We start from the raw sequence: 24,525 nt of genomic DNA, 5'->3' as shown, positions 1-24,525 counted from the left end.
CCGGTCGGCTCACGGGTGGATGCGCTGCCCCCGTTCGTCGGCGGGTAGGCGCCGAACAGCGCACCGGGATTCGGTCCCGCTCGTTCCACAACGCACAGGGCGGCAGTTCCAAGGTGACGCCCGCCCGGCATCACAGGTCCGTCGACGCGAACTCGTACCGGCATTCGCCCGCACACCACGGTGCTGATCGGTCGAAATAGCTTATTCACCAGCCATTTCGGTTCGAACCGAAGTGCGATCGCCGTGATCGCACCGAACGACTTCCGGTACCAGTCCTCGTGGAGGATCCCGGCCACACCTCCTGCATGGATGCACCGTCGCTGACGGAGAAATCGAGTCCGGCGGGGGTTGCCGACCCCACGACGGCGCTTCCCGTGTGAGACCTGTGACCCTTGACACCATCTGGAATGGACTATACGGTTCAGCCCATCCAAATCATACGGTCTGCTTCGGATGGTGTAGCGCCTGGCCGGACACACTTGACCTCTCCGGAAGGGGCAACTGAGCATGTCGCAACACGACGACACGACATCAGGACCCACAGAATTCGAACACAAAGCTCCCAAGGCGCCGCTCGCCGCGGCGTTCGCCTCGGTGGCAGGCTGGGCCTTCGACCTGTTCGACCTGTTCCTGCTGCTCTACGTGGCAGGCCCGGTCGGGCGCCAGATCTTTCCCGCACACAGTGAAACACTCAGCCTGGCAGCGGTATTCGCCTCGTTTGCGGTCAGTGTGCTCATGCGCCCGGCGGGGGCGGCAATCTTCGGCGAACTGGCGGACCGAAAAGGCCGCAAGGCCATCATGGTCACGGTCTTCGCCGGCGTGGGTCTCTCGACCGCAGCCATGGGACTGGTCCCCACCTACGTCACGATCGGGCTGGCCGCGCCGATCATCTTCCTGGTCCTCCGCATCATCCAGGGCCTGTTCGTCGGCGGTGTCACCGCGACGACCCACACGCTCGGCACCGAGAGCGTCGCCCCACGGTGGCGTGGCTTGATGAGCGGCCTCGTCGGCGGGGGCGGCGCCGGCCTCGGCGCGGCGCTGGCGAGCATCGTCTTCATCGTGGTCAGCACGATCTTCGTCGGGGAGGCGTTCGATGATCTCGGCTGGCGCTTCATGTTCTTCAGTGGCCTCCTCGGCGCTCTACTGAGCTTGTTCGTGCTGACCAAGGTCGAGGAGTCACCGCTGTGGGTGGCCGAACAGGCTCGCGCCAAGGCCCGCGCCAAGGCCGACCCAAACGCCGTGCAGGCGAAACGGATGCGTTTTCGAGACCTCGCGACAGGTCGCTACCGGAAAATTCTCTTCATCAACATCGCGGTGACGGCGGGCGCGGGCGCACAGTACTACCTGACTTCGGGTTTCCTGCCCACCCTGCTCGATTCGGTAGTCCAGATGCCGGCCAGCGGCCGAGGAACCGTGCTACTGGTGTCGAGTCTGGTCGTGGTGGTCTCGGCCACTGCAGCAGGTGAATTGAGCGAACGGATTGGGCGCCGCAAGACCATGCTCGTGCTCGGCGCCGTGAACCTCGTTGCGCTGCCGCTGATCACCCTGGCACTGGTGAAGGTGGATCCGACGAGCACCGGCTCGGTGCTGTTGCTGGCGTGCCTGCTCGCGATGCTGGCCAATGCCGCCTACGCACCGGTGATGGTGTTTCTCAACGAGCGATACCCGACGGCGCTCCGTTCGCGGGGAACGGCGGTCTCGTGGAACACCGGGTTCATGCTCGGTGGACTGACACCCACCTTCGTCAACCTGCTCAGCCCCACCATCGGCGAGGTGCCGGGCCGGCTGGCGATCTTCCTCGTCGGCGCGGTGGTGGTGTTCCTGATCGCGGTGGCAGTGAGCCCCGAGACCCGCGGCAACCTGGACCGTCCCGAAACCACCGAGGACCCCGCTGAAGACTACGCACAGGACAGCCTGCGTGGTCAGCAGAAACCGACTGACATCCGAGCCTCTGAAGGGACCCCCTCATGACCCTGCCCACCACTGACCTCGCCGATCGCGTCATCCTCCTGACCGGTGTCACCGGTGACATCGGTCAGGCCTACCTGAAGTCGTTCACGGCCGCCGGCGCACAAGTGGTCGCTGCCGACATCCCTGCGCTCGAGGACGACGGTCAGCGCCTCGCGCAGGAGGCGAACCAGTCCGGGCCGGGTCGCGCCGTTTTCGCCGGTTGCGACATCACGGACGAGATCGCCGTCCAACGGACGGTCGAGACCGCAATCAAGGAATTCGGTGGCCTGCACAGCGTGGTCAACAATGCCGCGATCTACCGCACACTGGGCGGCAAGCAACCGCTCACCGAGCTGTCCACGGCCGAATGGGATCTCGTGTTGCGTGTCAACGTGATCGGCACCTGGCAGGTCATCAAGGCCACAGCCCCCTACCTGGCGGCAAGCGGCGACGGACGCATCGTCAACATTTCATCGGTGGTCGGCCGCAACGGTGCCCCGGGGTTCGCGCATTACGTCGCGTCCAAGGCCGCGGTTGAAGGACTGACCCGTTCGGCTGCACGGGAACTCGGGGTCGACGGCACAACCGTCAACACCGTCGCTCCTGGACTCGTCGACGACGCCGCCACTCGTGCGCTCAACTCGGACGACTACCTCGCGACCGCGGCGGGTGCGCGCGCGATTCCCCGCGCCATGACCCCCGGCGACCTAGTTGGCGCGGTGATGTGGCTGGCCGGTCCGTCCTCCGGGTTTGTCACCGGCCAGACCCTCATCGTCGACGGCGGCGGGGTCTTCGTATGACAACGACCCCCGATCTTTCTCCTGTTGATCCGAGTACGCTCGAACCGCTTCCTCCGGTCGCGGCCGCGACGACGAGTGAGATCGACAGCGCGGCCCGGGCCGCGGCGGCGGCAATGACCGGGAGTTGGCCGCGCGATCACCGTCGCCGTGCGGAGGTGCTGCACGCGTGGGCCGACCTGATCGGGGCGGAGTCCGACGACTTGGTCGCCGATCTGGTCCGCGAAACCGGCAAGACCCGCAACGAGGCACGGATCGAGATCGCCGGCGGCATCGATGCGCTGCGGTTCAATTCCGGGTTGGCGCGGCTGCCGCTGGGACGTGCGGGCTCGCTCCACGACGGCAGCGAGGCGCACCTGGTGCGCGAGCCGGTCGGTCCGACGGTGTTCATCACGCCGTGGAACTGGCCGGTGCTGTTGCTGCTGCGCGATCTGGCGCCGGCGTTTGCGGTGGGTGTGACCGCGCTGGTCAAGCCCGCACCCCAGACGGTGCACATCACCGAGCGCATTCTCGCGCTCGGCTACCGGGCCGGTGTTCCGGCCGACGTATTGCACTGCTTACCCGGCGGGGCCGAAGTGGGCACCGCGCTGGTGCGGCACCCCGCCACCACCGCCGTCGCGATCACAGGGTCGACCGCGGCCGGGCAGGCCGTGATGCGCGAGGCCGCCGAGACGATGACCCGGCCGCTGCTCGAACTCGGCGGCAAGGCGTCGATGCTCGTCCTCCCGGACGGCGACCTCGAGACCGCGCTGGAGGCGGCGAGCCGCGCTGCGATCGTGACGAGCGGACAAATGTGTATGGCCTGTACGCGGGTGCTCGTGCACCAGGACCAGCTCGCCGCCGCGGAAAAGTTGTTGCACGACGCGTTCGCCGCGATGACACCGGGCGACCCACGCGGCGCCGAAACTGCGTTGGGGCCCTTGATCTCGGCCGCGGCGATGGAGAAGGTGACTGGTTACCTCGATCTGGCCAGGCGGGACGCCCGCCTCGTCACCGGCGGCGATCCCGTACACCCGGATGGCCTGCGCGGTCACTTCCTCACTCCCGCTCTGGTCGCAGACGTCGAGGTCGACTCGCCGCTGGTGCAGGAGGACATCTTCGGGCCCGTGTTGACGCTCGAGTCCTACGACACCGAGGAGGGGGCGGTGGAGCTGTCCAACGCCACCCCGTTCGGGTTGGCGGCGTCGGTGTGGACGCGTGATGTGTCGCGCGCGATGTCGTGTGCCCGACAGCTCAGGGCGGGCACGGTGTGGGTCAACGGCTACAACCGGTCCTACGGCGAGATGCCCTCGGGCGGTGTTCGGATGTCTGGCCTCGGGCGCACGCGCGGCGTCGAGGGGCTCGAACAATTCACCGAGCTCAAGCACATTCACCTGTCGATCTCATAGAACCCGGCGACACCGTTAAGGAGTTTTACCATGAGCTGCGACCAGACCGAAAAACCCACCACCGGCGAGGCGCTGGTGTTTGATCCGCACTCGCCAGAGCTCACCCCCGATCGCGCTTACGAGCTCTACTCGGATCTGCGCGCCACCTGCCCGGTGGCACGCGGAGAGAAGTACGGCGGCTACTGGGCGCTCTCGCGGTACGACGACGTGAAGGCCGCGGCGATGGACCACAAGCGGTTCTCCTCGACCGGGGGAGTGTATGTCCCTGCGGTGTCGGAGCACCGATTTCCGCCGATCGACTTCGACCCGCCCGAGCACGCGAAGTTCCGCAAGTTGATCGCGCCCCTGACGAGCTCGGCCGCGGCCAAGCAGATGGAGCCGGCGATCCAGGCCACCGTGAACCGTCTTATCGACTCGTTCATCGACACCGGTCGCGCCGAGTTGGTCGAGCAGATGTCGATCCCGTTGCCGCTCGACGTGATCACCCAGCTGTACGGCCTTCATCCCGGGCAGGCCAACGACATCCGTGAATACTCCCTCGAGTTCCTCGAGCACGCCTCGGACTCTCGGGGGCAGGCCGTGGTCAGCCGGGTCTGCGACTACTGGATGAAGGTGTTCGACGAGCGCCGCCAGAACCCCGGTGACGACTTCATCTCGGAGCTGCTGAAGATCAACTTCGACCTCGACGTGCCGGACGAGATGCTCGCCAACATGATGTTCATCCTCACCTACGCGGGTCACGACTCGACGGCACTCGGTCTGGGCAACACGCTGCTCTACCTGGCTGAGCACCCGGAAGTACACGCGCACCTACTCGAGGATGAGAGTCGCATCCCGGTCGCGATCGATGAGATCCTGCGATTTCACGCACCGCTGCACTGGTTCCCGCGGGTAGCGACCGAGGATGTGCCGATCGCCGACGGGGTGGTCAGGGCCGGAGAACGGATCATGCTGCTGTTCGGTTCCGCCAACCGCGACACCGAGGTCTTCCCCGACGCCGCCGAGATCGTGCTCGACCGCACACCCAACCGGCACTTGTCGTTCGGGGCCGGTATCCACAGCTGCCCGGGCATGCCGTTGGCCAAGGCCGAGATCAGGATCGCGGTGACCACGATGCTTCGGCGTCTGCCCGGCTTCCACATCGACGGCGAGGTCGAGCGCACCTCACCACTCGAGGGCGGTGGCCGTCATCTCGGCGTGCGACAGCTACCCGTGACCTGGTAACCGGAAAGGAACGACACCATGCGAATCACCATCGACCCCGACAAGTGCTGCGGCTACGGCGACTGCGTCCTCGCGGCGCCAGACATCTTCGAGCTCGGCACGGACAACGTCGCCCATGTGCTCGACGCGGAACCCGGCCCGGGGCTCCGGGACGCTGCTGTGGAGGCGGCGGCGGCCTGCCCGGTCGCCGCGATCGAAATCGGATGATTGTGAGGCCGCTGCGCAAGGTCGCGGTCGTCGGCAGCTCGCTCGCAGGCATCCATGCGGCGGAGTCCCTGCGTAAGCAGGGCTTCGAGGGCACGATCACGATGATCGGTGACGAACAGCACCTGCCCTACGATCGTCCACCGCTCTCCAAACAACTTCTCAGCGGGAGCTGGCATCCGACCCGCACCCAGCTGCGAAACGACGACACCATCGCCGGCCTCGATCTGGACTGGCGCCGCGGTCATGCGGCCGTCGGACTCGATCCCCGGCGGCGGCAGGTGCACCTGGCCGATGGAAGTGCCGTCGAATACGACGCGGCGATCGTTGCGACGGGGACGACGCCACGGCGCGTGGCCAATCCGCGTGAATTGTCCGGCATCCGCACGCTGCGCACGCTCGACGACGCGCTCGCCATCCGAGCCGTGCTCGACGACGAGCCGCGGCTCGTCGTCGTGGGTGGTGGATTCATCGGCGCCGAGGTTGCTGCCGAGGCACGTCGGCGCGGGCTTACCGTAACCATGATCGAGGCGTTGCCGGTGCCCCTGTCCCGCGGTCTCGGAATCCGGATGGGTGGGCTCTGCGCCGACCTGCACACCCGACACGGTGTGGAGCTGCGGTGCGGCGTGAGCGTGCGCGGATTCGAGGGCCGCGGCACGCTCGAGCGCGTATTGCTCAGCGACGGGACCGCGGTGGACGCGGATCTGGCCGTCGTCGGGATAGGTGCGGTACCGGCAACGGGCTGGTTGAAAACGTCCGGACTCGAGATCGACAACGGTGTAGTTTGCGACTCCTTCTGTCGGGCAAGCGCACCCGGCGTATACGCCGCGGGAGACGTCGCCCGCTGGCACCACCCGTTGTTCGGCGAATCGATCCGCCTCGAGCACTGGACCAACGCGCGGGAGCAGGCGATCGCCGCCGCTGCGACCGTGATGGCCGATCACAATGGCGGTCGCGAGCCGAACCCCTACGCGCCGGTGCCGTACGTGTGGTCCGACCAGTACGGCAAGCGAATACAGGTGGCCGGTCGCGCGAGCGCCCAACCCGACGAGGTGGCGGTGGTGCACCACGATCCGGCGGCGGGGTCGACCGTTGCGCTTTACCGATCCGGTGATCGGCTCGGTGGCGTGCTGGCGATCGACGCGCCGCGGCGACTGCTCCCGTACCGCCGGATGATCGCCGACGGGGTCAGTTGGCAGGACGCTCTCGCGGCAGCTTGAAACACCGATCGGCTCGACGAGAATGCCGGCCGGACGACAGGCAAATACACGGCCACCAGTCCGATTCATGAATAGCTGGTGCGGTTCACCACTGTGGACCACGATCTGGAGGAGACCCGGATGGAATCAACGTGGTTGGTCATCGTCATCGTCCTTGGATACATGGCGATCCTGGCGGCCGTCAGCTACCTGGCGCGGCGATCGTCTCGGACCTCCGCAAGTTTTGCGAACGGCGGCAAGGCATTCCCTGCAATCCTCATCGGATTCCTGCTCGCGTCCGAGTTCATCGGTACCTCGGCGAGCATCGGCACCGCACAGGAGGCCTACTCGGTCGGCATTTCGGCGGCGTGGAACATCGTCGCCCTCGGCCTCGGTTTCATCCTGTTCTCGTTCCTTCTCGCCCACCGATTCAACGCACTCGGTGAGGTGACCATCTCCGGTGCCCTGGCCCGGGTCTACGGCGAACGGGTCCGCACCGCAACCTCGGTGATCATGGTGTGCGCTCTGATGATCGTCGCGGTGGCCGTGTACGCCAGCGGCGGCGCGATTCTGTCCAATCTGTTGGACATCGACAAGGCCCTCGCCATCGCCCTTGTCGGGGTGCTGGCCACGATCTACGTGAGCATCGGCGGCATGAGGTCGGTCGTGTACACCAACTTCATCCATGCGATCGTCAAGCTGGCCGGAATCATCCTGCTCGCCGTCATCGGCACTCATCGGGTCGGTGGCGTCGGCGAACTGCGAGCCGCTCTGCCCTCGGATATGTTCGCCATCGCCGGAGTCGGCTGGGCGCAGATCTTCGCCTGGTTGATCGCGGGTATCGGCGCCATCTTCGCCACCCAGTATGTTGTGCAGGCCATCACCACCGTCGACGAGCCCATCAAGGCGCGGCGGGCCGGCCTCTACTCCACACTGATCTTGATCCCGTACGGCTTTTTCGCCGCCGTAGTCGGCATGTGCAGCGCCGTCCTCTACCCGCAGATCGCCTCGATCGGCGCCCTCCCCGCCCTGGCCGTCGACATTCATCCCGTCCTCGCCGGCTTCGTCGTCTCCGGGATGGCCGGAGCCATGTTCGGCACGATCGCCGCGTTGACAATCGGGTGTTCGACCCTGCTCCTCAAGGACTTCTACCAGCCGTACTTCAACCGTGACCGAGTCGAGCGCAAGAACCTCCGCTTCATCCAGGCCGCGACCATCGTCACCGGCATCATCCCGATCGCACTGGCTCTCATCGCCTCCGACGTCCTCACCATCACGTTCCTCGCGAAGTCTCTGCGCGCCTCGCTGGCGGTTCTCGTCCTGCTGATGTTCTTCACACCCACCTACGGCACCCGGACCGGCGCACTCTTGTCGATCATCGCATCGCTCGTCACGACCATCGGCTGGTTCCTGGCCGGCAACCCGTTCGGCATCGACAACGCCTACGTGGCCATCGCCACCCCGATCGTCATCATGACCATCTGCCATGTGCTCAAACGCGCTGACAGCGATCCCAAGTCCCAGGCTTCGCGGAGTCCCGGCAACGAGGTGACCGTAGCCGGCGCAGGGGCGAATCGAGAGACCGTGTAAACGCCTTCGCCACTCCGCGACCGTGTGAAACATGAAGTGAGGAAACAGATGACATCGACCCCACTGCCCGTCGGCGCTTCGTTGCGCGGCTGGCTCGACCACCTCCAGAGAAGCGGACGGCTGACCCTGACCAACCCGGACGTCGACCTGCGGTTTGGTGTCGCGGGTGTCGCCAACCGCCTCGACGGCATCAGTGCATCGGTGTTCCCCGCTCCGGGCGGCCACCCCGTGCCGATCGTGTCCGGACTTCTGTCACAGCGCAGTTGGATGGCCGAGGCCGCCGGCGTCGAGCAGTCCGAATTGATCACTCGCTTCGAAGACGCCTGCCTCAACCCGGTGCCGTCGGAAGAGACGAGCCACGCCCCGTGCCAGCAACTCGTCCACCACGACGTCGACCTCGAAAAGCAATTGCCCATCCCGACACACAACGAGCACGATCACGGCGCCTACATCACGGCGGGGCTGCTGATCGCACGCCGTCCCGACACCGGCGTCCAGAACGTTTCGATCCACCGGCTGCAAGTGAGCGGACCCAATCGGCTCGGTGCACTTCTGCTGCCGCGGCATACACTCGCGTTCTTCGCGGAGCAGGAGCGGGAGGGCGCCGACCTCGACATCGCGATCGTTGTCGGCGTGGACCCCTTGACCCTGATGGCGTCGCAGGCGATCGTTCCCATCGACCACGACGAACTGGAGATCTCCGGGGCCTTGCGGGGCGCTCCGCTTACGGTGACGAAATGCGTGACGAACAGTGTGCGCGTTCCCGCGGAGGCGGAATTCGTCCTCGAAGGCCGCCTTCTGTCGAATGTCCGGGAATTCGAGGGTCCGTTCGGAGAGTTTCCGCAGTACTACGGAGAGCGGGCCGAGCGGCACGTGATCGAGATCGATGCGCTGACACAGCGAGAGTCTCCTCTGTACCACACCATCGTGGGTGGTGGCCTCGAACATCTTCTGCTCGGCGGGATTCCCCGCGAGGCGTCGTTTCTTTCGCACCTGAAGCGCAGTTTTCCGTGCGTACGGGACGTTCACCTGTCGCGTGGCGGAACCTGCCGGTATCACCTCTACGTCCAGCTGGAGACCCCCAAACCCGGTGAGGCGAAGAACGTCATCCTCGGTGCATTTGCCACCCACTACGACATCAAGCACGTCACGGTCGTGGACATCGATGTCGACGTACACGACCCGACCGAGGTGGAATGGGCGGTGGCGACCCGGTTCCAGGCCGATCGCGACCTCGTCGTCGTCGCGGGTTCCCAGGGCTCGAAACTCGACCCTTCCACCGCAGACGGTTTCGGCACCAAGATGGGGCTGGACGCCACCGTCCCGACCGACGCACCCGAGATGCGCTTCACTCGGATCCGGGTGCCCGGTCAGCAGGAGATCCACCTCGACGAGGTCGCCGCTCCCGCACCGGGCGACTGGCACGAACGTGCCACGAGACCCCGTTGACCAGCCACGGCGGCCCTGACCCCGACATCGACGGAAGGATTCACATGACCCTGCCTGATCTCACGCCGCGTCTGATTGTCGGCATGTCCGGAGCGTCCGGCGCGGTGTACGGCGTGCGGATCCTCGAGCAGCTGCGGGAGACGCCGATCGAGACGCATCTGGTTGTCAGCAAGGCTGCCCGGCGAACGCTGGCGGAGGAGACCAACCTCGAGGTCGGTGACCTCGAAGCGCTCGCCGACGTCGTGCACCCCAACCAGAACATCGGGGCAACTATCGCGAGCGGCTCGTTCCGGACGATGGGCATGATCGTGGCCCCGTGCTCCATCAAATCCATGTCGGAGATTGCCTCGGGCATGACCTCGACACTGCTGGCGCGGGCGGCTGATGTGGTACTCAAGGAACGCCGCAAGCTGGTCTTGATGGTTCGCGAGACACCCCTGCACCGCAACCACCTGAGGACCATGGCCGACCTCAGCGAACTCGGTGCGATCATCGCCCCGCCGGTGCCGGCCTTCTACACGAAACCGGCCTCGCTCGACGATCTGGTGGACCACACCGTCGGCCGGGCCCTCGACCTGTTCGAAATCGAGACCGGGTTGATCACACGCTGGAGCGGAACCTCGAAGCGGCCGGTGCAGCCCCACCGGTAACGCGGGCGCCTCGATCGACGCGCGACCTGCTGTCCAGGTCGCCTGCCCGAGGTGCGCGTCACGAGGGGGAATCGCTTGACGCACAACACATTACAGACGCGCTAACTGCGCTCCTTCTCCAGCTGTTCCCAGAAGTGCAGTGCGGCCTCTTCCATTGCGAGTCCGAGCCGGAGGGGGACCATCCGGTCGGCGACGTCCTCTCGGTCGCCGAACCTGGTTTGCATGTCTTCGTAGACCGCGACCCGATCCCGGTGCTGGGCAATCTGCTCTCGGGCGAGGTTCACGATGTCGTCTTGTGTGGCGAACTCCCCGAAGAAGAGTTTCAGCTCCGCCACATCGCGTACCTGTAGGGGCTCCTCGGTGGGTTCGGCGAGCCAGTGACGTATCGCGGCCATTCCGGCCTCGGTGACCGTGTAGGTCTGCCGTCGGCGCCCCGCTTCCTCGCTCTGTACGTCGAGCAGGCCCAGGTCGACGAGCCGCTTCGGTTCGGAGTAGAGCTGGGCGTGGGGGAAGGGCCAGAAGTAGCCCACCGAATTGCTGCACGCGCGCTTGAGTTCGTAGGAGGTGGTCGGGCCGCGCATCGCGACCAGGCCCAGCACGACGTATGACGTCGGCGTCAGTTTCACCGTTGACATAGTCCTAAGCATATCGTAACGTTCCCACCGTATTAAGCAGATGATCCAAATGAGACGGTCGGGAGCGAAGAGATGGACCTTGCGACAGCGTTCCGCTGGACGACGGAGCGGTACCCGCATCGTCGTGCGGTCGGTGGCCCCGCCCCGATGACGTACGCCGAGTGGGATGCCCGCACCGACCGGGTCGCCCGGGCGTTGCACGAGCTGGGTGCGACGGAGGGCAGCCGGGCGATTTTCCTGCTGGGGGGCGGCGAACCGTTGGCGACGCTGCACCTGGCCGCGCAGAAGGCGCGGGTCACCTCGTTGCCCCTGTCCACCAGGTTCGGCGCAGAGGAGCTGGCGTACTGCATCGGCGATTGCAGTCCCGCGCTGATCGCGGTCGACGAGGCCACCCACGACTTGGTCACCCGGGCCTTGGAGCAGGTAGACGAGCCGCCGGTGGTGGTCTGGGCCGGCAACTCACAGAACGCGCCCGCAGGAATCGCCTCGGTGCAGCGCACGGCTGGGCGAGCACCGGGCATCGCGCCGCCGGTGACTCCGACCGACGATGACATCAGCGTCATGCTCTACACGTCGGGTACCACCGGGCGACCCAAGGGGGTGCCCCGCACCCATCGCGCCGAGCACCATGCCGCGCTCGCCCATTTGATCCAGACCGGCCACGGGCCGGGTGACGTGACCCTCGGCGTGATGCCGCTGTTCCACACGATGGGCCTGCGCAGCCTCCTCGCGAGCGTGCTTGCCGCGGGAACCTGGGTGCCGCAGACAAACTTCGTAGCCGAGGAATCGCTTGACCTGATAACCCGTGAGAAGGTCGGTGCGCTCTATCTGGTGCCGACCATCTATTGGTCGTTGCTGCAGACCGGGCGCCTGGGCGAGGCGTCCTCGATCCGCAAGCTCGCCTACGCCGGCGCGTCGATGACACCGACCCTGGCACAGGGCCTTTCCGGCCTGCTCCATCCGGAGCGGTTCGTGAACCACTTCGGAAGCACCGAGATCTACACGTTCACGATCGGGCCCGACGGGGCGGCCAAGCCGGGTTGCGCGGGCAGGGCAGGAGTCTTCTCGCGGGTCCGTCTCGTCGACCCACGCGCCGACGCCTCCCCGGACCAGATCGTCGCCGATGGGGAGCAGGGACAGGTTGCCGTCTCCATGAAGAGTCCTGAGGCGTTCGCCGGGTACTGGCACCGTCCCGATGCCGACCACAAGTCGATCCGGGAGGGATGGTACTTCACCGGAGACCTGGCCACGACTGACGAGGACGGCGACCTGTGGGTCGCGGGACGCGTGGACGACATGATCAACTCCGGCGGCGAGAACATCTATCCCGACGAGATCGCCGACGCCCTGGCTGCGAGCCCCGATCTCGACGAGGTGGTCGTCGCCGGTACCCCCCACGACAAATGGGGACAGGCCGTCACCGCATACGTGGTCGGCTCCTCCGGTGCCACCCCCGCCGAGACACTCGCCGAGGTCGCCCGATTTGCGCGGGAGGAGTCCGGTCTCCCGTCGCTCAAGCGACCCAAGCGCTTCGTGGTGGTCGACCAGATCCCCAAGTCAGCCGTCGGCAAGATCCTCCGCCGCCAGCTCACCGCCGGCAATTTCACCGTGCTCGCCGACTCAGACGAAGGAACCTCGAAATGACCACCTTGGCACGTATCGAGGACGCGGCCCTTCTCACCGGTCAGGGCCGGTTCCTCGACGACCTCGACCCCCTCCCCGGCACCCTGGTGGCGACGGTGGTCCGCAGCCCGCACGCTCATGCCCGGATCCGCTCGGTCAACTTCGATCGGGCCCGCCGCTGCCCCGGTGTTGCCGCCGTGATCGGTCCCGAGGAGGTCCTGGCAACGCTGAAGCCGTTCCCGCTCTCGGTCACGGCGCCCACGCCCTATTACGCCACGGCCACCGACAAGGCCCGCTTCGTCGGGGAACCCGTCGCCGTCGTGGTGGCCACCGACCGGTACCTCGCCGAGGACGCCGCGGAGCTCGTCGACATCGAGTACGAACCACTGCCGGCCGTGGTGCGCACCGACAAGGCACTCGAGCCCGATGCGCCGTTGCTGCACGACCAAGCGGACAGCAACGTGGCCACCGACCGCACCTTCACCTTCGGCGATGTAGAGGGGACGTTCGCGGCTGCCGCACACATCGTCACTCGCAGCTACTCCTTCCCCCGATACTCCTCCACCCCGATGGAGTGCTATTCGGTCGTCGCCGACTGGCGCGACGGCGCCGACGGACCCGAGGTGACCGCGCACGCGAACTTCCACGGGCCGTTCTCCATGGCACCCGTGGTGGCAGGGTCACTCGGTATTCCCACCTCGTCGCTGCGGTTGATCGTCCCCGCCGACATCGGCGGCAGCTTCGGGATCAAGTCGGCGATCTACCCGTACATCGCGTTGATGGCGCTGGCCAGCAAGCACGCCGGCCGTCCGGTGCGGTGGACCGAGGACCGCCTCGAGCACCAGATCGCCAGCTCCTCCGGATCCGACCGGCTGATGACATTCGAGGCCGCAGTCGACGACGACGGCGTGATCGGCGCGCTGCGAGTCGACCTGATCGACAATGTCGGCGCGTACCTGCGGCCGCCGGAGCCGAGCACGTTGTACCGCTGCTTCGGCAACATCACCGGCGCGTACAGGATCGAGACCGTCGCTATCCGTGCTCGTGCGGTGGTCACCAACAAGGCGCCCACCGGGCTGAACCGCGGCTTCGGCGGCCAGCAACTGTACTTCGGGCTCGAGCGGCTGATGGACGACATCGCAGTGTCGCGGGGCATCGACCCGGCCGACATACGTCGCCGCAACATGGTCACCGCCGACGCGTTCCCGTACGCGACACCGAGCGGCGGTATCTATGACTCCGGCGACTACCACCGGGCGCTCGAGCTGGCGCTCGACAACGCCGGCTACGAACGCCTCCGCAAGGAGCAGCGCGTCGCCCGGGAGAACGGGGAGTGGATGGGAATCGGGATCGCCACGATCGTCGACCCGTCCGCCACGAACATCGGCTACGTCGGCCTCGCCACCCCGGTGAAGGACCGGACCGCCAAACGAGGCAAGTCCGGGTCGACCGAACATGTCCGGATCAGCGTCGACCCCCAGGGCATCGTGACCGTGCTGCTCGGCACCGTCCCCCAGGGGCAGGGACATGCGACCGTGGCCCGTGACATCGTCGCCCAGCACCTCGGACTTCCGGTCGAGCAGGTCCGCCCGCGCGTGGAGATGGACACCGCCAGCACACCGTGGACGATCAGCTCCGGCAGTTACTCCTCTCGGTTCGCGCCCCTGTTGACCAGCGCCCTCCTCGAGGCGGCCGATCGGATCGCCGACATCATCCGGGTGGCCGGTTCGGTGCTCCTGCAGGTGGATCCGGCGTCGGTCGAGCTCGCCGACGGTACGGTCCGCGTCGTCGACGACCACGAGCAGTCCGTGGCGTTCCGGCACGCGGCGGGCCTGGTGCACTGGGATCCGGGCTCGTTGCCGGACGGCTTCTCGGCCCGGCTCTACGAGGAGGCGGCGTTTACTCCCCCACAGTCGAAGGCCGCATCGCGTACCGACCAGATCAACTCCAGTCTCTGCTACGGATTCGTCGCCGAGGTCGTTGTCATCCGGATCGACAAGGAGACGCTGAAAATCACCATCGAAGACGTCTCGAGCGTGCACGACGCGGGCACGATCCTCAATCAGACGCTGCTCGACGGCCAGGTGCACGGCGCGCTCGCACAAGCACTCGGCGGAGCGATGTTCGAGGAGATGACGTACTCGGACTCGGGACAGCCGACCGCGGGCACCTTCATGGATTACCTGTGCCCGACCTCGGCGGAGGCGTGCTTCCCGCTCACCAGCGACCACCTCGAGACACCGTCACCACTGACCAGGCTCGGCGCCAAGGGTTGCGGCGAGGGCAGCTCGATGAGCCTTCCCGTCGCGATCGCCAACGCGGTGGCCGACGCACTCGCACCGGACGGCGTGGACATCACGTCACTACCGCTGCACGGAAATGTCCTACACCAACTGCTCCACACCACGAAGGGAAACTGACATGCCACTCACCGGAGGCGAAATCCGGCTCGAACGCAGCCACGAGGGCCGCGTCGCCAACCTCACCCTCGACCACGGTCGCTACAACATCATCACGATGGAAACACGTCGAGTGATGGCCGAACGCTTTGCCGAGATCGACGCCGACAAGAACGTCCAGGTCGTCGTGATCCGCGCCGAGGGGGAGCACTTCACCTCAGGCGGCGACATCGCCGGCTTCCTCGAGGTCGACCCGGTCGACCTCACCGACCTCGGCCAGGACATCACGGCACCGTCCCGCAGCCCCAAGCCGGTCATCGTCGCCATCGACGGGTACTGCTTCGGCGTCGGACTCGAGCTCGCACTGTCCGCGGACATCCGGATCGCCACCGACCGATCCCGCTTCGCCCTGCCCGAGATGAAGCTCGGCATGATCCCGGGCAGCGGCGGCACCCAGCGGTTGGCGCGACTGATCGGCCTGTCCCGTGCAAAGTTCCACATCCTCACGGGCAAGCGGATTACCGGTCAGCAGGCGCTCGACTGGGGCCTGACCTCCCACAACTGCGCGGACGCCGAAGAGCTCGAAAAGACGGTCGACAAGGTCGTCACCGTGTTGCTCGGTTACTCGCCGATCGCCCTGCGCACGGCCAAGGAGGTCCTCGACCGGGGAGTCGACGCACCGCTCTACACCGGTATCGAACTCGAGCGGAAGGCGTACTCGATGCTGCGCGCCAGCGAGGACTTCGCCGAGGGCGTCGCGGCTTTCGGTGAGAAGCGTGTGCCGAAGTTCGTGGGTCGGTGATCAGGTAATGAAGGCCGCCCCATTCGCCTACGTGCGTCCCGGAACAATCGACGATACCTTCGCCGAACTCGGTCGCGAGGGCGCCAAGGTGCTGGCCGGTGGCCAGTCACTCGTGCCGGTTCTCGCGATGCGCATGGGGCGTCCATCCACCCTTGTCGACATCAACGCCGTCCCCGAGCTGAATACACTCTCGCGCAGCAACGGGTCGATCCGCGTCGGTGCCACTGTGCGCCAACGCCGGTTGCAGAACGACGACCTCTCCGCTCTGGTCCCGCTGCTCCGCCTGGCGCTGCCCTGGATCGGGCACCGGGAGATCCGTAGCCGCGGCACCGTATGTGGCAGTATCGCCCACGCCGACCCGTCAGCCGAGCTTCCCGCCGCCGCCTCCTGCCTCGATGCCACGATGGTGCTGACCTGTGCCCGGGGGCGCCGAGAGGTGCGAGCCTCCGACTTCTTCACCGGCGCGATGTCGACGGTGATCGAGCCCGACGAACTGCTGACCGAGGTACTCTTCCCGGTGGCAGTTTCGGGGGAGGGGTTCGGCTTCGGTGAGTTCGCCCGCCGGCACGGCGATTTCGCTCTCGCGGGTGTCGCAGCCCGCGTCCGAACGGTCGGCAGCGCCACCGATGCCCGGATCACCTGCTTCGGCATCGCCGACCACCCCGTCACCGCCGACATCTCCGCCCCACTCCGGATTGCGCTCGAGCAGGTCGGCTCGTCACCCACCGAGTCAGACCTGCGTCGGGCGCTGGCCGTACAGGCGGACGACATCGCCGCCGACGTCGTGGACACCGGCGGGGATGCCCACGCCAGCGCGGCGTACCGGCGCCAGCTCATCGCCGGACTCCTCTCCCGAGAGGTCAGCCGGGCTTACCTGAAATCCATCCGCTCCGCATCGGAGGTGGCATCGTCATGAATCTGCCCAACGCCTACGCCCGTACCGAGGCCGATCAAACGGTCGAAGTGAGCATGACCATTAACGGCAGCGCGGTGACCATGTCGCTGCCGGCTCGGGTCACCCTCTCCGATGCACTGCGCGACCACCTCGGCTTGACCGGCACCCACGTCGGCTGTGAGCACGGCATTTGCGGCATGTGCACGGTCCTCGTCGACGGCGAGGCGGCCCGGGCCTGTCTGCTCTTCGCCGTACAGCTCGACGGCGCGGAGATCACCACCGTCGAAGGCCTCGGCCGACCCGACGACCTGCACCCCCTGCAGGAGTCGTTCGGACGCCATCACGGTCTCCAATGTGGTTTCTGCACGCCGGGCTTCCTGATGAGTTCCTACGACCTGCTCGAGCACCAGCCGGACGTGAAACGGGAGGACTTGCCCGTCGAGCTGTCCGGAGTCCTGTGCCGTTGCACCGGCTACCGCAACATCATCGACGCCGTCGACGACGTCGCCGAGGCACACCGCGGCAACGGCATCCCCGCACCAGGCAACTGCGGCCACCGCACCCTGGTTGGGCGATCACCGGCCGGCTACTCGGGTGCGGCCGGCACCCCGGACGACTCCGCAGCCGCACCGGACCACGAGCCACGACCCGAGGAGATTGCATTGCCCTCCGGTGAGCCCACCATCGAGGTCGATGTCACCAAGGAGCTCACCTCGAGTCCGGAAGATGTCGCCAGGGTGTTCGCCGATGTGCGCCTCCTCGCCCGCTGCCTGCCCGGCGCCGAGCTCACCGACGAGCTCGGCGACAACTGGTACCGCGGTCGCGCCCGAATCGCGCTCGGTCCCGTGCGGCTGTCCTTCAACGGGATCGCGCACATCCTCGACCAATCCGCCGACCGGATCGCCATGAACGCCCAGGGAAAGGACACCGGTGGCGGCGGCGCCCAGGCCGCCATCGTGATGACCGCACAGCCGTCCGCCACCGGCACCACACTGCAGGCCGAGGCGAGCGTCTTCCTCACCGGCCGCATCGCCGGATTCGGCCGCTCGCTCGCCGGCGATGTGAGCCGCCGCATGTTCGAAGACTTCGCGCGCGCCGTCGACCAGGTAGCGGCAGGGGCCGAACCCGACGTCGCCTCGCAGCCACCGAGCGCCGTCGCCATCCTCGTCACCGCACTGGCCGACCGGGCCCGAGCATTCATGAAGCGGATCAGACACCGCACCAGGCCCAATCGAAAGGCACGGCGCCGCGGCGACGGCTAGAACAGCTCGCGGCGAAAGCCGATACCGGCAACGACATCCGACTCGAGAGAGGGGATCGCCATGCAGGACCTGCTGGCACAGGTGGCACGACATTGGGAGGCAGGCGAATCCACCGCGATGGCGACGGTCGTGCAGACCTGGCATTCGGCGCCTCAACAGCCTGGAGCGGCATTGCTCGTCGGTCCGGAGGGGATCACTGGAAGCGTCTCCGGTGGTTGCGTCGAGGGCGCCGTCTACGAGCTGGCGCAGGACGTCCTCGCCGACGGAATACCGCAGTTGGTCCGCTACGGCGTCGCCGACGAGGAGGCCTTCGAAGTCGGCCTCACCTGCGGCGGCGTTCTCGATGTCTTCGTGGAACGGATCGACGCGCAGACCTTCCCTGCGCTGAGCACTGTCACGTCCTCGGTGCGCTCGCTCCAGCCGGTGGCCGTCGCCACCGTCATTCGTCATCCCGATCCGAGCAGGGTGGGATCACGGATAGTGCTGGACCCGTCCTCGGTGCACGGCACACTGAATTCGGCCCGCGCCGATCGGGCCATCGCCGAGGACGGTCGCGGGCTACTGGCCCACGGCACGAGTTCCGTTCTGCACTATGGACCGGACGGTGAACGGCTCGGTAGCGGTATGGATGTGTTCGTCCGGTCCTTTGCCCCTCCACCACGGATGGTCGTCTTCGGAGCGATCGACTTCGCCGCGGCGGCCGCTCGGATGGGGTCATTCCTCGGATATCGCGTCACCGTGTGCGATGCCCGTCCCCTGTTCGCGACGCCCGCCCGCTTCCCGGATGCGGACGAGGTCGTCGTCGACTGGCCGCATCGATATATCGCTGCGGAACGCCGGGCCGGTCGAATCGACAACCGAACCGTCCTGATCGTCCTCACCCATGACGAGAAGTTCGATACACCGCTGCTGCGCCTCGTGCTCGATGACGGCTGGGGCGATCGACAACCGGCCTATATCGGGGCGATGGGCTCTCGGCGGACACACGACCAGCGAGTGAAGAATCTTCGGGAGGCAGGACTGGCACCGCAACAAATTGGGCGCCTCCGTTCACCGATCGGATTGAACCTGGGATCGCGCACACCCGAGGAAACAGCTGTCTCCATCGCCGCCGAAATCATCGCCGCACAGTGCGGCGGTGACGGTCAGCCGCTGTCCACGACTACCGGCAGAATTCATTCGACCACCTCGCGAACCCGTCGGGCGATCACTGTCTCGGCCTGAACTCGCCGCGGGAACCGGACCCTTTTCGAACGGCCCGGCTGGAAGTCTTCTCAGTTACCCAAGGTCGGCGTCCGGTGAATGCGCTTGCACCTGAGCTCATCTGCCCCTCGGTCACCGTCGTGATCGTAGATCGAACCAACCTTTTGAAAGGACCGTACATTGAGGCTCGTAATCCTCGGCCCGCCCGGTGCCGGGAAGGGAACACAGGCAAGCCTACTATCGAAGAAACGCGGGTTTCCCCACATCTCCACCGGCGATCTCTTCCGCGCCAACATCGGCAGAGGCACCAGTCTGGGAACAGAAGTCAAGAAGTATCTTGACGCCGGCGACCTTGTGCCGCCGGCGCTCACCATCGACATGGTTCGGAGCCGACTGTCCGAGCCGGACGCTGCGACCGGCTTCTTCCTCGACGGGTTCCCGCGGTCGACGATGCAGGCAGATGCACTCCGGGACATTCTCGCCGAGCGTGGTGAGAAGCTCGACGCCGTCCTGCAGTTCAGGATCGACACGGAGGTCGCGGTCGAGCGCATGCTCGGGCGCGGCCGAGCTGACGATACGGAGGACATCATCCGCAACCGCCTTCACGTGTACCGCGAGGACACGCTCCCTCTCTTGGAGTACTACGCCGATCTACTGCTGACCGTGGACGCTGTCGGTGAGGTCGATGACGTCAACGAACGAGCACTGAAGACGTTGCTCGCCTGAGGAAATCTCCGGAGTTGCGTCCAGGGGTGGTGCCTCTCCGAGTCACAAGAAGTAGTCGTTTCGATCCTGGAGGGTCCGGGACGTGACTGTTCCGAAGTGCCGGTGTGGCGGGCGTGTCAGCCGACAGCGCAGGAGGTGAGAGCAGCACCCTGATGTCCTCCGCCGCGAGCTCGCGCAGCCGGAGCGATACTTCTACCTCGGCCCGAGCCCCACGTTGGTGCGCCCACGGTGGCGGCCCTCCCGAGGTGATCAGGGCCGATTTCGGGATGGGCACCAGCGTTCTGTCGGGCACTGGTCGCGCATCTCGACGTCGCCGCGCCGGCACCGCTGCGGCCGCTGCTGGTCGAGCGAATGACCACCGTCGCTCGTCGAAGGTTCTGGCTGGGCACCTGACCGTGAAGAGACCGTCCGGATTGATTGTGAAGGATGTTGTTCGCGAAAGGGGTTACCGCGGTGACAGGTCCGCCGCACACATACCCGTGAGTGAGATGAGTGACACCGATCCGATGACTTGTACATCCGCTCGTGCGCCGAGCCTTGGATCCGCACACGTAGCTCCCGCAGACGACGGAGAGTGCGGGGTTGGTGGCGGTCGTTGGCTTCCTCGACGCGCACGAGCGGCGTAGCGGTGACCGGGTCGAGCCGCGGTTTCTCCTCGTGGGTGCGGACGAGCACGACCAGGAGGAGTTGCCGGCGGAGGTGCAAGCGGCCCTAAGGCAGGTCGCCGCATTGCAGGCGGGGTGACGGTGGCACCGAGGGCGAAGATGCTGACGACGCAGCAGGCCGCGGATCTTCTCGGGGTGAGCCGACTGACGTGCGCCGGTTGATCGATGTGGTGGAGTTGTCGGCGGAGAGGGGCGGCACCCGGCACGGCACCGGTTGCTGTTGCGGGATGTGCTCGAGTATCAGCAGCAGCGCCGGGCCCGTCAGGACGAGGCGTTCGCGCAGACCACGGTGCCGATCGACGACGAGGACGAGCCGGCGGTGGTCGCGGAGCAGTTGAAGATCGCGCGGAAGGCGGTCGCGGAGCGGCGACGAGCTTGCAGCGGCGGCATGGCTCGGACCGGGCCGAGCCACCTCGCTGGCCCGCCGATCCGGCACAGCGTGTGAGTGTGTCCTGGTTCAGGGGAAGCCTGTTCTTGTCAATCAACTATAATTGACTCGTGGCGAATCCAAATGAGCCGAACGGCCATCAAGTCCGATCCGAGCGCTCGACGCGCCTGCTCATCCGTGCGGCCGGCGATCTCGTGGTCGAGTGCGGATATCAGATGATGACATTGGCCGCTGTTGGTGAACGGGCCGGTTATAGCCGGAGTCTCGCGACGGCCAGATTTGGATCGAAGCCCAAACTCCTCGAAGTGCTCGTCGACGAGATTGAAGAGCACTGGAGTCTCGATACGGAGTTGTCGGACACGGACGGGCTGCACGGGCTCGAGACTCTACGGGTCCTACTCACAAAGATCCGGGATGCCTATGAACGCGACCCATGGTCACTGGCGGTTATGTACGCCCTGATGTTCGAGGCGCTCAGGCCGGTCCCGGACCTACGCGCGAGGTTCGAAAATTTCCACCGCGATTTCCGGTCTCAACTTGCATCGATTATCAGGACCGGAATCGAGGACGGTTCGATCGAGCCGGGAGTAGACCCTGAGCAGCAAGCAACGGCGATCATCGCGCACCTGCGCGGAGTCGGTTACTTGTGGCAGCTCGATCCTGAGGGCACCGACCCGATCGCCTTACTCACGCTTTTCATTGAGCAGTGCATGCAGCATCTCGGCCGCGGTCGTCGACGGAAGACACCGTCGAGCACAGGGCAGCGGAAGACACCGTCGAGCGCAGGACAGCGGAAGACACCGTCGAGCACGGGGCAGCGGAAGACACCGTCGAGCACGGGGCAGCGGAAGACACCGTCGAGCGCAGGACAGCGGAAGACACCGTCGAGCGCAGGACAGCGGAAAAACCGTCCAGCGTAGGAGGTCGGGGATGGCGGACTGATCAAACTGGTCACGACGGAGTGGCCTTCCCTCGGCGCGGCTGCGTCGCCTCCTGGATATTGGGCTCGGCTTTCCCGGGTGCCTGTCAATAGCCGCCCAGCCAGCCAGCGAGACGGCCAATACTCGGTCCACGTTGCTTGTCAACGGGGGTATTGGCCCTGAAGAATTTGGTCAGCGTGCCGACGTACCGGGCGCATGCATCGGTTCCTCCGTAGACGATCGACCGAGGCCGCCCAAGCCCGAGCCTGGTCCAGGTCCGTAAATGCACCACATCTGGTAGCGGTGGTATAGGCTACTGCGCCTTTTCAAAGGACAAGCTCCTCGGAACGCAACGACCTCGGAACCGCGCACCGGACACCCGTGACCGAGGTCGCCTGACGACCCTCGATCCACAGCATTTGGTTATCTCTCGTCGCCAGGGTGACCCGCCTCGTCGTGATGTCGGGCTCGTTCGGTGTCGAGGCGGCTGGTGCAGATCGCATTGAGTTCTGAGATCACACTCATATCGAGATCTGTGGGGCTTCGGAGAATCCTGAGCAGTCGCATGAAGTACTGCATGGGGGAGAGGCCGAAGTTTACGTAGATTTCCTCGTTGGAACCACCGCCGTATTGTTGCCATTGGAGCGCGAAACTGAGCATTCGCGTCTTTTCGGTGGGTCGAACGTTGTTCGTGCCGGGCATATTGTGTGTTCTCCCTACGTGGCCGGCGGGGTTCGTCCGATACGAGAACTAGACGGACGGTGCTGCTTTCGGCCCCGGTTGTTCGGCGACGAACCGGCGGCCACATGCTGTCGGCCCCAGTGTTAGGTGTGGATAACGGATTAGTGCGCTCAGGAGCGCTTGCGATAGACGATCCTCCAGGGTTCTCGATCGTGATGGTGCGGCGATAGCGCAGCGCCTCGTGTCGCGATCGAGAGGCCACCCACTGCGAGTCCGAGGACGAAGAGCGCACTGATCAAGTCTTCGCTGGACAGAAATTATGGCAGACCAGCGCTCCACTCAGGGATGAGATCCTAGCGCGGCTGGACCACATGTCCGTTCGCATGGTCAAGGTGCTCCCTCGATGAGAGTGCGTATCGCGCGTCTACTGAGCGAAGTGGATGACGCCGCGGATGTTGCGCCCGCGACGCATGTCGTCGAAGCCTTGATTGATCTGGTCGAGGGTGTAGGTGGCGGTGACCAGATCGTCGAGGATGAGCTTGCCGGCGCGGTACATGTCCAGCAGCATCGGCATCGCCTGCCGGGGCGACTTCATGCCGTACAGGGCGCCCTGGATGCGCTTCTGCGGCAGTGCCAGAGCGTTAGCGTTGAGACCTGGGATGACCGCCTCCTCGGATTCGCGGCCGATGCCCGTCACTACCAGGGTGCCGGCTTTGCGGACGGCCTCGTAACTCTCGCCGAGAAGGGCGTTGGTCACCACGCCCGGACAGAGAATCACGACATCCGCGCCCTGGCCGTTGGTCAGGTGCAAGATGCGCTCCATCGAGGCGGTGATGGAGTCATGTGACTCGGTCGCACCAAACTCGAGGGCCCATCGCTTCTTCTGCGCGACGGGATCCGCGGCGATAATGTGTGCTGCGCCGGCCGCGCGTGCGCCCTGAACCGCGTTCATTCCGATGCCACCGACTCCGACGACGAGAACCGTGTCCCCCGGCCTCACGGCACCCGCCTCCGAAGCGGACCCGAAACCGGTTTGGACACCACATGCCACAAGGCAGGCGATCTCGCGTGCAATATCCTTCTCGATCTTGATCACGGACTGCTGGTCGAAGACCTGGAACTCGGCAAAGGTGCCGAGTAACCCTGCCGTTCCGATGTCCCGGCCGTCGGAGGTGTGCATGCGGAAGGTTCCATCGAGCTGATGTCCCTGCATGATGAGCGCCCCACGGTCGCACAGATTCTGCATTCCGCTGGCGCACCAACGGCATTGGCCGCACGCCGGGATGAAGGATGTCAGCACGTGGTCGCCGATCTCGAGCCCCTTCACTTCCGGTCCCACTTCCCTGACGATGCCGGCACCCTCGTGTCCTGCCACGATCGGCAGATGGGTGGCCGGCATATCGCCCGTAGCGATGTGGTCGTCGCTGTGACACAAGCCGGTCGCCACCATTTCGACGAGGATCTCGCCTTCGTGCGGAGCATCGAGCAGTACCTCCTCGACACTCCATGAGCCGGGTGATTCGTGCAGCACGGCTGCGCGTGTCCTCATAAGCTTGGGCCTCCCGTGGGCGTAGATGGACGGCGGCTGGGACTCCCATTCGCGCGTCGATATTGCTCGGAGCCAGCGGCACTGGCGAGATGCTGCCTACCCCAACCTCCTTGGGGGGTGATTCCAGCCGTGGGTATCAGTGTGTCGGAAGTTTATAGATTGTCAAGCAACTATGATTTACGCGGCATGTTCGTCGAGCTGAGGGCGTAGCTGGGGCACGCCTAGATGCCTGAAGTGGGCAGTTGACATTAATTGCTAGTTGAATAACAATAAAACTGCCTTCCGCCGCCCTAGTAGGTAGGTCGCACCCGCTCATCTCGGGCGAG

At 65.8% G+C, this 24,525-nt stretch carries 22 protein-coding genes; 19 read left to right on the top strand and 3 right to left on the bottom strand.

The genetic code is table 11. From position 1 onward, the window contains the following. Positions 1-507 precede the first annotated feature (507 nt). The 9 genes from QM841_RS27325 (at position 508) to QM841_RS27285 (ending at position 10,451) form a co-directional block, all read left to right on the top strand. Positions 508-1,971 (top strand): MFS transporter, encoded by a 1,464-nt coding sequence (locus QM841_RS27325; RefSeq protein WP_005259169.1) that lies wholly within the window; start codon positions 508-510, stop codon positions 1,969-1,971. Beyond that, positions 1,968-2,750, top strand: coding sequence for an SDR family NAD(P)-dependent oxidoreductase (locus QM841_RS27320; RefSeq protein ID WP_283334502.1), 783 nt, complete (start codon positions 1,968-1,970; stop codon positions 2,748-2,750). The genes QM841_RS27325 and QM841_RS27320 overlap by 4 nt, the downstream gene beginning before the upstream one ends. Beyond that, positions 2,747-4,135 carry an aldehyde dehydrogenase family protein gene (locus QM841_RS27315; RefSeq protein ID WP_283334501.1) on the top strand — a complete coding sequence of 463 codons (1,389 nt, stop codon included), beginning with the start codon at positions 2,747-2,749 and terminating at the stop codon, positions 4,133-4,135. Before QM841_RS27320 ends, QM841_RS27315 begins: the two co-directional genes overlap by 4 nt. Before the next feature lie 30 nt (positions 4,136-4,165). Further along, positions 4,166-5,359, top strand: a complete 1,194-nt coding sequence (locus QM841_RS27310; RefSeq protein WP_283334500.1) for a cytochrome P450 — start codon at positions 4,166-4,168, stop codon at positions 5,357-5,359. A gap of 18 nt (positions 5,360-5,377) precedes the next feature. Beyond that, positions 5,378-5,566: a ferredoxin gene (locus QM841_RS27305; protein ID WP_265146582.1), complete on the top strand. Its 189-nt coding sequence runs from the start codon at positions 5,378-5,380 to the stop codon at positions 5,564-5,566. Then, a complete protein-coding gene (locus QM841_RS27300; RefSeq protein WP_283334499.1) occupies positions 5,563-6,783 on the top strand; it encodes an NAD(P)/FAD-dependent oxidoreductase in 1,221 nt (406 codons plus the stop codon). The genes QM841_RS27305 and QM841_RS27300 overlap by 4 nt, the downstream gene beginning before the upstream one ends. A 120-nt stretch (positions 6,784-6,903) precedes the next feature. Next, positions 6,904-8,352, top strand: coding sequence for a sodium:solute symporter family protein (locus QM841_RS27295; protein ID WP_283334498.1), 1,449 nt, complete (start codon positions 6,904-6,906; stop codon positions 8,350-8,352). Positions 8,353-8,400: 48 nt separating this feature from the next. Continuing rightward, positions 8,401-9,801 (top strand): UbiD family decarboxylase, encoded by a 1,401-nt coding sequence (locus tag QM841_RS27290; RefSeq protein WP_283334497.1) that lies wholly within the window; start codon positions 8,401-8,403, stop codon positions 9,799-9,801. Positions 9,802-9,845: 44 nt separating this feature from the next. Beyond that, on the top strand, positions 9,846-10,451 hold the full coding sequence (locus QM841_RS27285) for a UbiX family flavin prenyltransferase (protein ID WP_283334496.1): 606 nt from the start codon (positions 9,846-9,848) through the stop codon (positions 10,449-10,451). A gap of 101 nt (positions 10,452-10,552) precedes the next feature. On the opposite strand, the gene QM841_RS27280 is transcribed toward QM841_RS27285, so the two are convergent. Continuing rightward, entirely contained in the window at positions 10,553-11,086 is a 534-nt protein-coding gene (locus QM841_RS27280) for a PadR family transcriptional regulator (RefSeq protein ID WP_037204538.1), read from the bottom strand. Between the two features lie 72 nt (positions 11,087-11,158). On the opposite strand from QM841_RS27280, the gene QM841_RS27275 reads away from it, so the two are divergent. The 10 genes from QM841_RS27275 (at position 11,159) to QM841_RS27230 (ending at position 21,969) form a co-directional block, all read left to right on the top strand. Then, positions 11,159-12,730, top strand: a complete 1,572-nt coding sequence (locus QM841_RS27275; protein ID WP_283334495.1) for a class I adenylate-forming enzyme family protein — start codon at positions 11,159-11,161, stop codon at positions 12,728-12,730. Beyond that, positions 12,727-15,129 (top strand): xanthine dehydrogenase family protein molybdopterin-binding subunit, encoded by a 2,403-nt coding sequence (locus QM841_RS27270; RefSeq protein WP_283334494.1) that lies wholly within the window; start codon positions 12,727-12,729, stop codon positions 15,127-15,129. The genes QM841_RS27275 and QM841_RS27270 overlap by 4 nt, the downstream gene beginning before the upstream one ends. 1 nt (position 15,130) lies before the next feature. Next, positions 15,131-15,910: an enoyl-CoA hydratase/isomerase family protein gene (locus QM841_RS27265; protein ID WP_283334493.1), complete on the top strand. Its 780-nt coding sequence runs from the start codon at positions 15,131-15,133 to the stop codon at positions 15,908-15,910. Positions 15,911-15,917: 7 nt separating this feature from the next. Then, complete coding sequence (locus QM841_RS27260) at positions 15,918-16,826, top strand: FAD binding domain-containing protein (RefSeq protein ID WP_283334492.1); 909 nt, start codon at positions 15,918-15,920, stop codon at positions 16,824-16,826. After that, entirely contained in the window at positions 16,823-18,067 is a 1,245-nt protein-coding gene (locus tag QM841_RS27255) for a 2Fe-2S iron-sulfur cluster-binding protein (protein WP_283334491.1), read from the top strand. The genes QM841_RS27260 and QM841_RS27255 overlap by 4 nt, the downstream gene beginning before the upstream one ends. A 60-nt stretch (positions 18,068-18,127) precedes the next feature. Then, on the top strand, positions 18,128-19,291 hold the full coding sequence (locus tag QM841_RS27250) for an XdhC family protein (RefSeq protein WP_283334490.1): 1,164 nt from the start codon (positions 18,128-18,130) through the stop codon (positions 19,289-19,291). Between the two features lie 159 nt (positions 19,292-19,450). After that, positions 19,451-19,996 (top strand): adenylate kinase, encoded by a 546-nt coding sequence (locus QM841_RS27245; protein WP_283334489.1) that lies wholly within the window; start codon positions 19,451-19,453, stop codon positions 19,994-19,996. Between the two features lie 582 nt (positions 19,997-20,578). After that, positions 20,579-20,740 (top strand): hypothetical protein, encoded by a 162-nt coding sequence (locus tag QM841_RS27240; RefSeq protein ID WP_283334488.1) that lies wholly within the window; start codon positions 20,579-20,581, stop codon positions 20,738-20,740. A 150-nt stretch (positions 20,741-20,890) separates the two neighbouring features. Then, positions 20,891-21,106 carry a hypothetical protein gene (locus QM841_RS27235; RefSeq protein ID WP_283334487.1) on the top strand — a complete coding sequence of 72 codons (216 nt, stop codon included), beginning with the start codon at positions 20,891-20,893 and terminating at the stop codon, positions 21,104-21,106. A 53-nt stretch (positions 21,107-21,159) separates the two neighbouring features. Next, positions 21,160-21,969 carry a TetR/AcrR family transcriptional regulator gene (locus QM841_RS27230; protein WP_283334486.1) on the top strand — a complete coding sequence of 270 codons (810 nt, stop codon included), beginning with the start codon at positions 21,160-21,162 and terminating at the stop codon, positions 21,967-21,969. Positions 21,970-22,392: 423 nt separating this feature from the next. Here QM841_RS27230 and QM841_RS43475 read toward each other — a convergent pair whose 3' ends face one another. Beyond that, the gene (locus tag QM841_RS43475; protein WP_502943291.1) at positions 22,393-22,629 is read right to left on the bottom strand and encodes a DUF3263 domain-containing protein; all 237 of its coding nucleotides are present in this window, start codon (positions 22,627-22,629) and stop codon (positions 22,393-22,395) included. Between the two features lie 445 nt (positions 22,630-23,074). After that, on the bottom strand, positions 23,075-24,199 hold the full coding sequence (locus QM841_RS27225; RefSeq protein ID WP_283334485.1) for an NDMA-dependent alcohol dehydrogenase: 1,125 nt from the start codon (positions 24,197-24,199) through the stop codon (positions 23,075-23,077). Between the last annotated feature and the right edge of the window lie 326 nt (positions 24,200-24,525).

Origin of the sequence: Rhodococcus sp. IEGM 1307 (genome assembly GCF_030056915.1) — a bacterium.
Taxonomy (GTDB): domain Bacteria; phylum Actinomycetota; class Actinomycetes; order Mycobacteriales; family Mycobacteriaceae; genus Rhodococcus_F; species Rhodococcus_F opacus_D.
This window is presented reverse-complemented; position numbering and strand designations above follow the sequence as displayed.